Genomic DNA, 13,043 nt, shown 5'->3' on the forward strand with positions numbered 1-13,043 from the left:
CCCCCACCGCCCCGCCCTCCCATCGGCCCCGCGTCGGCCCCTGTCGGCCGCGTGTCGATCAAGAAGTTCGCGACCGGGTTCGACGCCGGATCGGACGCGAACTTCTTGGTCGACACGACCGACAGCGGCGTGGTCAGGCCGGGGGCGCAGCCCCGGGCGGGGTGGGCGGGGTGGAATGCCGAACGGCCCGTTCCACCGGAGTGGAACGGGCCGTTCGAGGTGTAGCCCCGACCGGATTCGAACCGGCGCTACCGCCTTGAGAGGGCGGCGTCCTGGGCCGCTAGACGACGGGGCCAAGACTTCACTGCTTCCACCACCCTTGCGAGCGGTGCCGCTGTAGTCTAGCGGCGTCCCCTCGGGAGACGGAAATCGGGGCGGCCGGGCCGGTCGGGAGCGGCGCGATCTCCCGCCCCGTCGCGCCACCCGGGGAGGCGCCGGCGCGGGAGATCGTGGAGGCGTGGGCGCGGGACATGCGAAACGGCCCGCCCCACCGGAGTGGAACGGGCCGTTCGAGATGTAGCCCCGACCGGATTCGAACCGGCGCTACCGCCTTGAGAGGGCGGCGTCCTGGGCCGCTAGACGACGGGGCCAGAACCTGCTCGCGGCACCACCCTGTCGGGCGGTGCCGCTGGACTCTATCAGAGAGAACCCCGATCCCCTGTCGGGAACCGGAGCCGTCTCCTACGAGATCCAGCGCCCGAGACTCTCGCGAACCTCGGCTGCGCTGGGGTACCAGGACTCGAACCTAGACTAACTGAACCAGAATCAGTCGGGCTGCCAATTACCCCATACCCCATTGGCCCCTTGCGGTGCCGGGATCAAACTTTACCCTCCCGGCGCCAGCGGGCCAAATCGAGCCCCCCCAAACCGCCCCTGAACTGCGGAAACAGGGCCTCGACGCGGATCAGGCGACGGGCACCACCGGGTTGGTCAGGTCCCCGATCCCCTCGATCCGCACGGTGACCGTATCCCCGTCCAGGAGCGGGCTAACCCCGGCGGGCGTGCCGGTGAGCACCACGTCGCCGGGGAGCAGCGTCATCACGTGCGAGACGTACGACACGAGCGCCGGCACGTCGAAGACCATGTCGCGGGTCCGGCCGATCTGGCGGACCTCCATCTCCTCCGGGTTGCGACCCACCTCACAGCGGATCTCCACGTCGCGGACGTCGAGCCCGGTGGTGATCCACGGCCCGATCGGGCAGAACGAGTCGAAGCCCTTGGCCCGGGTCCACTGGCCGTCGGAACGCTGGAGGTCCCGGGCGGTGACGTCGTTGGCGCAGGTGTAGCCGAAGATGGCCCGCTCCGCGGCGGCCCGGTCGGCCCGTCGGGCGCCCGGCGCGCCGATCACCACCGCCAGCTCGGCCTCGTGCTCGACCTGCTTCGAGAAGATCGGCAGCCGGATCGCGTCCCGGGGGCCGATCACGGAGGTGGACGGCTTGAGGAAGAGCAGCGGCTCCTTGGGCACCTCGCTGCCGTGCTCGGCGGCGTGCTCGGCGTAGTTGCGGCCGACGCAGACGACCTTGCTGGGCAGGATCGGCGAGAGCAGGCGGACGTCCGACAGCGCCCAACGGGCGCCGCTGAAGGTGATCTGGCCGAACGGGTGGCCCTCGATCTCGGCGACGGTCAGACCCTGCGGGCCCGCCTCCGGCTCGCCCTCGACGACCCCGAACGACATTCCCTTGGCATGAGCAAAACGAGCGATACGCACCAGGCCAATCTAGCCCCGGCGAACCGCGCCCCGGCCGAGGCCGCGACGAGGCGCGCGGACCGAGCACCGGCACACCCTGACGGCCCGGGCCACCGGCGCACCCGGAGGCCGGGAGCACCTGCCCCGGACGCCGGGCGGTGCACCATACGCCGCCGGCCGCCCGGCCGGGCCGAGTTCACGACTTCGTACCCGCCCGGCGTCGCCGCGCCCCTAGCGTCGGCTCCGGAGGTTCGTTCGTATGCCTGCATCGACACGACACCACAGGGCCCTCGCAGTGTTCGTACACTGCCTCGGCATTCTCGCCGCCGTGCCGGCACTGCCCGCGGCGGCCCCACCAGCGGCGGCCGCGCCACCACCACCGGTGGTCGCACCGACGCCGGAGCCGGCGATGCCGTCGGCGCCCCCGGCGGTGCCCACCCCGACCCGGGCCGCCCCGCCGGTGGCGAAACCGCCGGTCACGGTCGCGGTGGTGCCGGAGAACACGCCGGCGCCGCGCTACCGCATCCAGGTCCGCAACAGCGGCGGTACGCCGGTGGACACCACGGTCCGGCAGGAGCTGCCGCCCGGCGCCTCGGCGACCGCCATCACCGACGGGGGCCGGGCCACCCGCGGCGCCGGGCAGTCGGCCACCGAGGTGACCTGGCAGCTGAAGCTGCCCGCCCGCAGCACCACCACCCTGGGCACGGCGCTCACCACCGCCGCCCCGGCCCGGCCGCTGACCGCGCCGGCCTGCGCGTTCGCCCGCGACGGCAGCCGGCCGTACGACTGCGCGACCGCGACCTGGAGCGCGGCCGCGCCGGCCGCGGCGCCCGAGCGGACCGAGGCGCCGCCGTGGCGCCGGACGCCGGTGCTGCTGGCGGGGCTCGCCACGGTGGCGGTGCTCGCGGTGGGCGGGGCATGGACGTGGCGCCGACGCCGGCGCCCGGTCGCGGCGGCCCTGACCGACGAGGGGCCGGGGACGGTCTACCCGCGCCCGGCCGCACCGCGCCCGGAGCAGCTGCGCCGCAAGCCGTCCGTCTGGTTGATCGTCCCGGTGGCCGCCGTGGTGCTCGCGGGCACGCTGGGCACCGCCGCCTGGACGGCCACCCGCAAGGTCGCCTCCGTCGACCCCGACAGCCAGCCGACCAGCGGCGCGTGGGTCGGCCGTGGGATCAACGGGGTGGTGGGCGAGCCGCTGCGCGAGTCGGCGTTCGAGTTCACCGTGTACCGGGTGGCGTGCGAGCCCGGCACGGCGGCCCGGCAGTGCCAGGCCACGGTCGGGGTGCGCAACCTCACCCCCGAGCAGCAGAGCTGGCACGGCCGGTTGCAACGGGCGTACCTGCCCGACGGCAACTTCGTCAGCACCGACGAGCAGGCGACCCGGGCGGCCAACCAGGGCCGGGACGTCTTCGCCCAGCCGATGGCCGCCGGTAGCCGGGCGGTGCTGCCGCTGGTCTTCACCGTCGACGGGAAGGCGCCACCGCAGCAGTTGGAGCTGCGCAGCGGGGTGTTCTCCGCCGGGGTCCGGGTGGACGTGCCCTGACCGGGCGCGGGGCGGCGGTCGTACCCTGGGGTCCGTGACCGCCCCCCTCGCCCCGACCGCCGTGCTCGACGCGGCGCGCTGGCAGGCCCGGCGCCGGGCGCACGAGCGGGACGACAAGGGTCCGGACCGTTGACCAGCATCCCCGCCGCAAGCTGGCTTCCCCTCCTGGAAGCTCACGAGAAGCGCGCCGACTCCCTTACCGCAGGCCACCGCGCCCGCAAGGCCACGAGGGAACGCCACGCGATCGATGACTTCTTGTACGACTACTACGGCACCCGCCCCTCCGTGCTCCGACGGTGGCACCCCGGCGTGGGCGTCTCCTTGGAACCGGGACCGCACGGCTCTGCCCCGCACCGGCAGTGGCGTTGGTATGCCACGGACGCGGACGGGATCGTGAGCTTCGACGTCGCAGCGTTCCTCGCCGACCGGGCCGAGTCGGTGCGCTTCATCCATCGACTGTTGTCCGCCATCTCGTCACGACCAGCCTTCACTGGCTGCTTCGGCCTGCATGAGTGGGCGATGGTGTACCGCCAACGTGAGCATCGGCATCCACTCCCCTTGCGACTTGGGCAAGAGGGAACTGACGCGGTGGTCGAGTCTCACCAGATCCGCTGCACGCACTTCGACGCGTTCCGGTTCTTCACCCCTGACGCGGTTGGCCTCAACCGGCTCCAACCAACGAGGGAGAGCCAGGTAGAGCTTGACCAGCCGGGCTGCCTGCATGCCTCGATGGACTGCCACAAGTGGGCAACCAAGCTGGGCCCTGCGGTTCCGGGGGATCTGGCGCTCGACTGCTTCGAGTTGGCGAGGGACATCCGGCTGCTCGACATGCAGGCGTCCCCGTACGACTTCTCCTCCTACGGGGAACCGGCAGTAGCCATCGAGACTCCTGAGGGCAAGGCCGAGTACGTCGCGCGGCAGCGCGAGTTCGCGCAGCGTGCCGCGCCGCTGCGGGCGCGACTGGTCGCCGAGTGCGACCGGCTGCTGTCGACGACCGACGGGTGAGCGGGCCCACCCGGCTACCGTCTGCTTCATGAGCCGTGACTGGCTGCGCCGGATCTCGACGACGGCGGCACAGCCCTGCCTGCCAGAGAGCCGCCAGAAGTGCGATCAGCCCCACCGCTTCTGAGACACGCCTAGTCGCCGTCGACGCGGCGGTCGCGCTTGCGCTGCGACCGGCGCTTCTTCTCGGCCAGACGGCGCTCCTTCGCGCCGCGCGAGGGGCGGGTGGGCCGGCGGGGCGGGGGCGGCGGGGCGGCGGCCTCGCGCAGCAGCGCGGCGAGTCGTTCCCGGGCGGCCTCCCGGTTGGCCAGCTGCGCCCGGTGCTCGCTGGCGGTGACGGTCAGCACGCCGTCGACCAGCCGGCCGGCGAGGCGTTGCAGGGCGCGCGCCCGCAGCGGCTCGGGCACGCCGGGCGAGGCGGCCAGGTCGTAGCTCAGCTCCACCCGCGAGTCGGTGGTGTTGACGCCCTGCCCACCGGGCCCGGACGACCGGGAGAAGCGTTCCCGCAGCTCGGCGGCGGGCACGGTCCATCGGTCGGTCACCCGCAGTCCGTCGTCCACTCCCCGAGGCTAACGCCCCTGCCGCTCGCTCGGGGTGGCGGACGGGCCGGGGGTCCGCCCCGGTGCGGCGGGGTCGTCGTCCGGGCCGGCGGCGGCGTACGCGACCGCGCCCACCAGCAGCAGGGCGATGATCCCGATCTTCGTGGTGGCCACCTTGATCAGCAGCCACGCGGCGCGCCGGGCGCCGGGCACGGTCTTCCTCACTGTCTGGTAGTCGGCCCACCCGCGTCGTGCCCGGGCGTACGCCGACCCCACACCGGTTCCGATCAGCAGGCCCACCAGCAGGAGGGCCACGATTTCAGGACGCTCCACCCACGCCAGTATCCATACTCAGCGTAATATTTCCATTGGCCGATCATTCCGGGCCGGGTATCCGACAGTTTTCACATTCCCAGCCCGCCGGCGCGGCTCGTACGCAGCTCAGCCGCCCTTGCCGATGATCGTGTCGGCGGTCTGCTGCACCTGCTCGATGGGAATGGCGAAGCCGATGCCGATCGAGCCGTTGCCGTCGATCGTGGCGATGGCCGTGTTCACCCCGACCACCTCGCCGCGCGCGTTGACGAGCGGGCCGCCCGAGTTGCCTGGGTTGATCGAGGCGTCGGTCTGCACGGCGGTGTGCCGGTTGTCGCCGAGGCGCACCTGCCGGTCCAGGGCGCTGACGATCCCGGCGGTGACGGTGCCGGGCAGCCCCAGCGGCGAGCCGACCGCCAGCACCGGCTCCCCCACCCGCGTGGCGCCCGGCTTGGCCAGCGGCAGCGCCGCCAGGCCGGCCGACGGCGGCACCCGGAGCACGGCGAGGTCGCTGCGCGGCTCCCGCCCGACCACCTCGGCGGCGAACCGCCGCCCGTCGGGCAGCTCCACGGTCACCGAGCCGCCGCGCCCCTTGGCCAGGATGTGGTCGTTGGTGATGATGTGCTGCTGGTCGTCGACGGCGAAGCCGGAGCCGGTGGCCGAGGCGCCGCCCGCCCCGCCCACCAGCACCGACACCACGCCCGGCACGGTCTTGCCGGCCGCGGTCACCAGCTCCGCCGGGACGGGGGCCGCCGAGGCCGCCGCCGGGCCGGGTGCGGTGTCGCGTCCGGCCACGACGCCGCCGGCCACCGCCCCGGAGACGGTCGAGAGGGCCACCACCGCCAGCGCCGCCAGCGCCAGCCCCCCCGGGCGCCGTCGGGCCGGACCGCCGTCCGGTCCGGCCCCGTCCCACCGGGGCCGCCCGTGGAGATCCAGCTCCGGCGAGATGAACCAGGGGCCGCGCGGTTCGCCCAGCCCGGTCTGCACTGCCATGCGTACGCTCCTCACGTGTCCTTCTCGACGGTGGCCGTACGGGATCAGGGCAGCCGGGCGAACCAGCGCATCGAGCCGGCCGCGGCGCCCATGGCGAACATCAGCCCGAGGCCGATGAACCGGGCCGAGACGTCCTGCCGTTCGGTGCGGTAGCCGACCGAGGTGCCGATGTCGTCGTAGACGGCGCGCAGCTCGTCGCTGGTGCTGGCCTCGTGGAACCCGCCCCCGGTCTCCTCGGCGACCGCGCGCAGGGTCTGCCCGTCGACGGGCACCTGGATCGGCCGGCCGCCCCGGTCCACGGTGCCGCTGGGGGTGCCGAACGAGATGGTGTGCACCGGCACCTTCATGTCGATCGCCTCGGACGCCGCCTCCATCGGGTCCATGCCGGAGGTGTTCGCCCCGTCGGAGAGCAGGATGATCCGGGCCGGCGGCGGGTCCTTCGCCGCCTGGCTGTCGAAGCCCTTCACGGCGCCGAGCGAGGTGCTGATGGCCTCCCCGATGGCGGTGCCCTGCACCCCGGTGGCCCCCTCGACCAGCCGCTCGATGCCCTCGTGCAGCCCCTCCCGGTCGGTGCTCGGCGGCACCAGCACCGCCGCGCTGCCGGCGAACGCGACCAGCCCGACGTTGAACTCGTCCGGCAGGCCGTCGACGAAGCGCCGGGCGGACTCCTTGGCGGCACTGAGCCGGTCCGGTTCCACGTCGCCGGCGAGCATCGAGGTGGAGACGTCGACGGCGACCATCACGGTGGCCCGTTCGCGGGGCACCCGCACCTCCGCCGTGGGTCGGGCGAAGCCCACCACCAGCAGCGCCAGCATGGCCAGGAAGAGCCCGGCCGGCACGTGCCGCCGCCAGGCGGGGCGGTGCGGCGCGACCCGGTCGAGCAGCCGCAGGTTGGTGAAGCGGACGGCGTACCGGCTGCGTCGGCGCTGCATCAGCAGGTAGCCCACGGCCAGGGCGAGCACCCCGAGCAGCAGCCAGAGCCGGACGGGCGACTGCCAGATCACGCCGCACCTCCCCGGGCCGCCCGGGCCGGGGCCGCCGCGAGCCGCCGCTGGGCGTGCACGTGCCGCACGATGTCGGCGCCCCAGTCCCGGTCGGTACGCAGCGGCAGGTGCGTGGCCCCGCTGCGGCGCAGCGCCTGGCGTACCTGCTCGCGCTGGGCGCTCGCCGCGGCGGCGTAGCGCTCGCGCAGCGCGCGGTCGCCGGTCCAGACCTCGCGCCGCCGCCCGGTCTCCGGGTCGACCAGGGTGACCAGGCCGACGTCGGGCAGCTCCAGCTCCCGGGGATCGGTCACCTCGACGGCGAGCACCTGGTGCCGCACGGCGAGGCGGCGCAGGGGCGCCTCCCAGGACGGTGCCCGCCCGGGGTCGTCGGGCAGTGCGTCGAGGAAGTCCGAGACCACCACGACGAGGCCACGGCGCAGCGCCACCCGGTGCACGGCGGCCAGCCCGTCGGCCAGGTCGCCGCCCGCAGGCGGCGGGTCGTCGCCGTCGTGCCCGCCGACGCGCGGGGCGGTCAGCAGGGCCCGGAGCAGCCCGAGCAGGTGGGTGCGCCCGCTGCGGGGCGGGAACCGGCGCAGCCCGTCCGGGCCGAGCACCTGCGCGCCGAGGCGGTTGCCCACGCCGGCGGTCAGGAAGCCGATCGCCGCCACGGCCGCCACGGCCAGCTCGCGCTTGTCCAGCTCGGCGGTGCCGTACTCCATGCTGGGGCTCGCGTCGACCAGCAGCCAGGTGGTCAGCTCCCGGTCGGCGTCGACCTCACGTACGTGCGGGACCGTGGTGCGGGCGGTCACCGCCCAGTCCATCCGGCGCACCTCGTCCTCACCGGGCCGGTACTCCCGGCTACCGGCGGTCTCGCTGCCCGGCCCGGGCAGCAGGCCACGGTAGCGGCCGTGCAGCAGCCCGTCGAGCCGGCGGGTGACGGTCAGTTCCAGCCGGCGCAGGCGCCGGTCGGAGGTGAGGTCGGCCAGTCCCGGTGCGGTCGGCACGCCGGTCGGCGCGCTCCCGCGCCACCTCATGCCGCCGCCAGGTCTGCCGCGTGTTCCGGGTGGCCGGCCGCGACGCGGGGCGGCGGTACGGCCTCCACGAGCCGCCGGACCACCGCCTCGGCGGCCACCCCGTCGGCGACCGCGTCGAAGGAGAGCACCAGCCGGTGGGCGAGCACGTCCGCCGCCAGTTCCCGCACGTCCTCGGGGAGCACGTACTCGCGGCCACGCAGCAGCGCCTGCGCCCGCGCGGCGCGGACCAGGCCGAGGGTGGCCCGGGGGCTGGCCCCGTACGCGAGCAGCGGGGCGATCTCGGGCAGACCGAACCGGCCGGGGTCACGGGTGGCGAAGATCAGCCGGACGACGTACTCGGCGATCGCGTGGTGCACGAAGACGTGGGCGGCGCGGGCCTGGAGTTCGCGCAGCCGCTGCGGGTCGAGCACCCGCCGGGGGACGGGCCGGTCGGCGCTCATCCGGTAGAGGATGGCGAGTTCGTCGGCGTCGCTCGGGTAGTCGACGACGATCTTCATGAGGAAGCGGTCGCGCTGCGCCTCCGGCAGCTGGTAGACCCCCTCCGACTCGATCGGGTTCTGGGTGGCCAGCACCAGGAACGGGTCCGGTACGGCGTAGCTGTGCCCGCCGATCGAGACCTGACGCTCGGCCATCGCCTCCAGCAGGGCGGACTGCACCTTGGCCGGGGCCCGGTTGATCTCGTCGGCGAGCACCAGGTTCGCCATGACCGGGCCCAGCTCGATGTCGAAGTCCTCGCGCGAGGCCCGGTAGATCCTGGTGCCGACGATGTCGGAGGGGACCAGGTCCGGGGTGAACTGGATCCGGGAGAAGGTGCCGCCCACCACGGTGGCCAGGGTCTGCGCGGCCAGCGTCTTGGCCACCCCGGGCACGCCCTCCAGCAGGCAGTGCCCGTTCGCGACGAGGGCGGTGAGCAGGCGCTCGACGAGCCGATCCTGCCCGACGATCACGCGTTTGACCTCGAAGAGCGTCTGTTCCAGGTCGGCCGGGGTCGCATCGGGATCGGCCGGGCTGGGCACGCTGGCCAGGGTGTCCGAGATGTCCGTCACGGTGCTTGCTTCCCGTGCCGACGGCCGGACAAACGTCGGATTATCAACCCCGGGCCGCCCCTTACCGGCCCGAACCAGGACAACCCTCCCGACCACCGTCGACGGACACGGCCACGCCCCAACCAGCGTCGATCATGCGGTGGCGGCGCCCCGCGCAGGGCACGATTCCCACCACCGCCGCGTGATCGACCTGCGAAGGGGCGGGACGACGCGGCGGCGCCGGCCCTCGCGCGTGGCGGGGGCCGGCGTCGTCAGCGGACGATCAGTTGGCGATGACCAGGTGGAACGGCCGGTCGGCGACGCTTCCCGACGAGTTGCGGGTCTGGACGAAGACCGCGTTCGGCGTCTGGAGCCGAGGCGCGACGGAGATCTCGCCGCCCGGGGGAACGTTGTACGGGTCGGTGGTGCCGATGGTCGCCACGAACGTCTCCAGCGAGACGTTGTAGTTGAACAGCACCTGGTACTGACCGGGGCCGTACCGGGTGGCGGAGACCGCCTCGGGCGAGCCGCGGAGCAGGGTGCCGCCGCTGGAGACGACGGCGGAGGCGACGGTGCCCGGCGCGGTCGCCTGGGCGGACGGGCCCTGCGCCAGGGCGGCCTTGGCCTTGCGGGCCTCGGCGGGGGTCACGGCGGGCTGGCCGCCGGAGCCGGGCTGCCGGACGGCTGGCTGGGCGACCTCGGCGGGCGCCTTGGCCGCCGGCTGGGCGACGGCGATCCCGCCCCCGGCCAGGGTGAGCGCCAGCGCGGCGAACGCCACCGCCACCGCCTTGCGTCGGAAGAGTGTGGTCATGACAGGTCTCCCTTTTGTTGACCGTGCGGATTCGGCCTGTCCCACCGAGCGAGGGACGGCTGATTTCCATTTCGTGGGCCCGGGGAAATGAGCGACAACCGCCTGGAGCCCGCACCTCGGGCCGCACCCTAGATGTTGTCGCCTCAACAATTTCCACCGGCTCTGAGCTGGCATTACTACTCAGAGTTTCGACGTCTCAACCCACTGGAAGGTAGCACCGCAAAAAGTGGGACGTCAATAGTTGATCACGCTCTGTTAATGGTTTCGTTCCGCCCCGGGAAATTGTGAAAAGCGAGCGCTCAGCCATTCACGAATGCGTCGGAGGCGGCGCGCCGCCGCGCCTGGTGTCGCCCCGTCCGGGGCCGTACCCGGGGGGCGCGGGCGCTACCCTCCAGTGGTGATCATCGAGGCCCCGCGGCGGGCACCGGGCGGCCGGGCGGCACGGCTGCGCACCGCGCTCTGCTGGGCCGCCGTCGCGCCCGGGGCCGCCTGGGCGGCCGTACGACTCGGCGGGCTCGACCGGGGACCGCTGGTGCAGCTGCTCGCCTTCACCCCGTACGCCGCCGCCGCGAGCGTGCTGCCGCTGCTGCTCGCGCTCGCCCTGCGGCGCCGCTGGCCCGCGGCGGTCGCGGCGCTGGCAGCGGCGGCCCTGGTGGCCGTGGTGGTGCCCCGGGCCCTGCCGTCCGGGCAGCCCGCGGTGACCGGCCCGACGGTGCGGCTGTTCACCGCCAACCTGCTGGCCGGGGCCGGCGACGCGCGGGCGCTGGTCGACCTGGTCCGGCGGCACCGCGTCGACGTGCTCGCCGTGCAGGAGTTCACCCCGCAGGCCGGGGCGGAGCTGGACCGGCTCGGCCTGGACCGGCTGCTCCCCCACCGGCAGCTCGACCCACGGGTCGGCACCGTCGGCTCCGGGCTCTACGCGCGGTTCCCGATCGGCGAGGGCGGCGTCCGCCACAACCGGGGCGGCTGGGGCTTCGACCAGTCCCACGGCACGGTGGCGGTCCCCGGGGCGCCGGCGGTGCGGGTCGAGTCGGCGCACCCGTCGGCCCCGTACGCGCTGGACCAGGTCGGCCACTGGCGCGCCGACCTGGCGGCGCAGCCGCCCGCCACCCCGGACGGGCCGCTGCGGATCCTCGCCGGCGACTTCAACGCCACCCTCGACCACGCCCCGCTGCGCGCCCTGCTGGACACCGGCTACGTCGACGCCGCCGACCAGGCCGGCGCGGGCCTGGTCGGCACGTGGGGCCCGTACGACGGGGACCCGATCCCGCCGGTGGTGATCGACCACGTGCTGGTCGACCGGCGCATCGCCGTGCGGGCCGTCACGGTGCACCGGGTGCCGGGCAGCGACCACCGCGCCGTCCTGGCCGAGCTGCGCCTCCCGGCCGGCTGACGGCTCAGACCCGGGCCCGGTCGAGGCCGTAGGTGAGCGCGTCGACGAGGGCGTGCCAGGACGCCTCGACCACGTTGGGGTGCACGCCGACTGTGGTCCAGTCGCGGCCGGCCCCGTCGACCGTCTCCAGGAGCACCCGGGTCACGGCGCCGGTGCCGTGGGTGCCCTCCAGGATCCGCACCTTGTAGTCGGCCAGCACGAAGTCGCGCAGCTCCGGGTAGTGCCGGGCCAGCCCCACCCGCAGCGCCTCGTCCAGGGCGTTGACCGGACCGTTGCCCTCGGCGGTGGCGATGACCCGTTCCCCGCGTACGCGGATCTTGACGGTCGCCTCGGAGACCACCGACCCGTCCTCCCGGTGCTCGACCAGCACCCGGTACGACTCCAGCGCGAACGGCCTGGCGGGCGCGGTGTCCAGTTCCGAGCGGACCAGCAGCTCGAACGACGCGTCGGCGGCCTCGAACGACCAGCCGCCGGCCTCCAGCTCCTTGACCCGCCGGGTGACCCGCGACAGCGCCTCCGGATGGCCGGCCAGGTCCAGGCCGAGCTCGCGGCTCTTGAGCTCGACGCTGGCCCGGCCGGCCATCTCGGTGACGAGGATCCGCATGTCGTTGCCCACCACCTGTGGGTCCACGTGGTTGTAGAGCAGCGGATCCACCTTGATCGCGCTCGCGTGCAGCCCCGCCTTGTGGGCGAAGGCCGCGGCCCCGACGTACGCCTGGTGGGTGTCGGGGGCGATGTTGGCGATCTCGGCGATGGCGTGGGAGACCCGCACCATCTGCCCCAGGCAGCCGTCCGGTAGGACGGGCAGCCCGAGCTTGAGCTGGAGGTTGGCGACCACGGCGAAGATGTCCGCGTTGCCGGGGCGCTCGCCGTAGCCGTTGGCGGTGCCCTGGAAGTGGCGTACGCCCGCCTCGACGGCGGCGACGGTGTTGGCGACCGCGCAGGACGTGTCGTTCTGGCAGTGGATGCCGAGCAGTTCCGGACCGACGCCGAGCCGCGCGGTCAGGTCGGCGATGGCGGCGGTCACCTGGGACGGGAGCATCCCGCCGTTGGTGTCGCAGAGCACCACCCGTTCGGCACCGGCGGCGAGCGCCGTCTCCACCACGGCGGCGGTGTAGGCCGGGTCGGACCGGTAGCCGTCGAAGAAGTGCTCCCCGTCGACGAAGACCCGCCGCCCCTCGGCGACCAGGTGCGCGACCGTGTCGCGGATCATCGCCAGGTTCTCCCCCGCGGTGGTGCGCAGCGCCCGCTCGACGTGCCGCAGGTCCGCCTTGGCGACCAGGGCGACCGCCGGCGTCTGCGCGTCGAGCAGCCCACGCACCTGCGGGTCGTCGGCGACCGGAACCCCGGCCCGCCGGGTGGCCCCGAACGCGACCAGCAGCGCGTGCTTCAGGTCGAGTTCCGTGCGCGCCCGCCGGAAGAACTCCGTGTCCTTCGGCACGGCGCCGGGCCAGCCTCCCTCGATGAAGCCGACCCCGAACTCGTCGAGCAGCCGGGCCACCGCGAGCTTGTCGACCACCGAGTAGCTCAGCCCCTCGCGCTGGGCGCCGTCGCGCAGCGTCGTGTCGTAGACCTGGAACGTCATCAGGGAGTCCTTTCTCAGAGCAACAAAAAGACCCCCCGCGGATGCGGGAGGTCTGCGCGCTCGGCGGAGGGGAGGCCGGCGCGCTAGGTGCGAATAATCAGGTGGGTGCTGGTCACGGTCGCCACTCTGCCACCCG

The 13,043-nt window shown here is 74.0% G+C and carries 13 protein-coding genes and 3 tRNA genes; 4 read left to right on the forward strand and 12 right to left on the reverse strand.

Features of this window, described 5'->3' with window-relative positions; all coding sequences use genetic code 11:
* Window positions 1-51: 51 nt before the first annotated feature.
* A complete protein-coding gene (locus ACTMS2_RS11660; protein WP_441175398.1) occupies window positions 52-225 on the forward strand; it encodes a hypothetical protein in 174 nt (57 codons plus the stop codon).
* Here the strand turns inward: ACTMS2_RS11660 and ACTMS2_RS11665 are convergent.
* From ACTMS2_RS11665 to ACTMS2_RS11680, 4 genes are all read right to left on the reverse strand, one after another.
* A tRNA-Glu gene (locus ACTMS2_RS11665) sits at window positions 223-295 on the reverse strand. The two genes, ACTMS2_RS11660 and ACTMS2_RS11665, sit on opposite strands and share 3 nt — an antisense overlap.
* Window positions 296-517: 222 nt before the next feature.
* Window positions 518-590: transfer RNA gene (locus ACTMS2_RS11670), tRNA-Glu, on the reverse strand.
* 134 nt (window positions 591-724) lie between these two features.
* Window positions 725-796, reverse strand: a tRNA-Gln gene (locus ACTMS2_RS11675).
* Window positions 797-904: 108 nt separating this feature from the next.
* A complete protein-coding gene (locus ACTMS2_RS11680) occupies window positions 905-1,708 on the reverse strand; it encodes a fumarylacetoacetate hydrolase family protein (RefSeq protein ID WP_441175399.1) in 804 nt (267 codons plus the stop codon).
* A gap of 238 nt (window positions 1,709-1,946) precedes the next feature.
* Here ACTMS2_RS11680 and ACTMS2_RS11685 point away from each other — a divergent pair, with 238 nt between their 5' ends.
* Both ACTMS2_RS11685 and ACTMS2_RS11690 read left to right on the forward strand, forming a co-directional pair.
* Complete coding sequence (locus ACTMS2_RS11685; protein ID WP_441175400.1) at window positions 1,947-3,230, forward strand: hypothetical protein; 1,284 nt, start codon at window positions 1,947-1,949, stop codon at window positions 3,228-3,230.
* Window positions 3,231-3,359: 129 nt separating this feature from the next.
* Window positions 3,360-4,235 (forward strand): 3-methyladenine DNA glycosylase, encoded by an 876-nt coding sequence (locus ACTMS2_RS11690; protein WP_441175401.1) that lies wholly within the window; start codon window positions 3,360-3,362, stop codon window positions 4,233-4,235.
* A gap of 131 nt (window positions 4,236-4,366) precedes the next feature.
* Here ACTMS2_RS11690 and arfB read toward each other — a convergent pair whose 3' ends face one another.
* The 7 genes from arfB to ACTMS2_RS11725 all read right to left on the reverse strand — a co-directional run bounded on the left by arfB (window position 4,367) and on the right by ACTMS2_RS11725 (window position 9,929).
* A complete protein-coding gene (gene arfB, locus ACTMS2_RS11695) occupies window positions 4,367-4,792 on the reverse strand; it encodes an alternative ribosome rescue aminoacyl-tRNA hydrolase ArfB (protein WP_089001601.1) in 426 nt (141 codons plus the stop codon).
* A gap of 9 nt (window positions 4,793-4,801) precedes the next feature.
* Entirely contained in the window at window positions 4,802-5,104 is a 303-nt protein-coding gene (locus ACTMS2_RS11700; protein ID WP_144082355.1) for a hypothetical protein, read from the reverse strand.
* A 108-nt stretch (window positions 5,105-5,212) separates the two neighbouring features.
* The gene (locus ACTMS2_RS11705; protein WP_441175402.1) at window positions 5,213-6,076 is read right to left on the reverse strand and encodes a S1C family serine protease; all 864 of its coding nucleotides are present in this window, start codon (window positions 6,074-6,076) and stop codon (window positions 5,213-5,215) included.
* A 44-nt stretch (window positions 6,077-6,120) separates the two neighbouring features.
* Window positions 6,121-7,080, reverse strand: coding sequence for a VWA domain-containing protein (locus ACTMS2_RS11710; protein WP_441175403.1), 960 nt, complete (start codon window positions 7,078-7,080; stop codon window positions 6,121-6,123).
* On the reverse strand, window positions 7,077-8,063 hold the full coding sequence (locus ACTMS2_RS11715; RefSeq protein WP_441175493.1) for a DUF58 domain-containing protein: 987 nt from the start codon (window positions 8,061-8,063) through the stop codon (window positions 7,077-7,079). Before ACTMS2_RS11715 ends, ACTMS2_RS11710 begins: the two co-directional genes overlap by 4 nt.
* A 26-nt stretch (window positions 8,064-8,089) precedes the next feature.
* On the reverse strand, window positions 8,090-9,139 hold the full coding sequence (locus ACTMS2_RS11720; RefSeq protein ID WP_441175404.1) for an AAA family ATPase: 1,050 nt from the start codon (window positions 9,137-9,139) through the stop codon (window positions 8,090-8,092).
* 262 nt (window positions 9,140-9,401) lie between these two features.
* A complete protein-coding gene (locus ACTMS2_RS11725; protein ID WP_441175405.1) occupies window positions 9,402-9,929 on the reverse strand; it encodes a hypothetical protein in 528 nt (175 codons plus the stop codon).
* Window positions 9,930-10,332: 403 nt separating this feature from the next.
* Here ACTMS2_RS11725 and ACTMS2_RS11730 point away from each other — a divergent pair, with 403 nt between their 5' ends.
* The gene (locus ACTMS2_RS11730) at window positions 10,333-11,322 is read left to right on the forward strand and encodes an endonuclease/exonuclease/phosphatase family protein (RefSeq protein ID WP_441175494.1); all 990 of its coding nucleotides are present in this window, start codon (window positions 10,333-10,335) and stop codon (window positions 11,320-11,322) included.
* Window positions 11,323-11,326: 4 nt separating this feature from the next.
* Here the strand turns inward: ACTMS2_RS11730 and cimA are convergent, their stop codons facing one another.
* Window positions 11,327-12,907 (reverse strand): citramalate synthase, encoded by a 1,581-nt coding sequence (cimA, locus tag ACTMS2_RS11735; RefSeq protein WP_441175406.1) that lies wholly within the window; start codon window positions 12,905-12,907, stop codon window positions 11,327-11,329.
* Between the last annotated feature and the right edge of the window lie 136 nt (window positions 12,908-13,043).

Source organism: Micromonospora sp. SD12, from assembly GCF_052068495.1.
Taxonomy (GTDB): domain Bacteria; phylum Actinomycetota; class Actinomycetes; order Mycobacteriales; family Micromonosporaceae; genus Micromonospora; species Micromonospora echinofusca.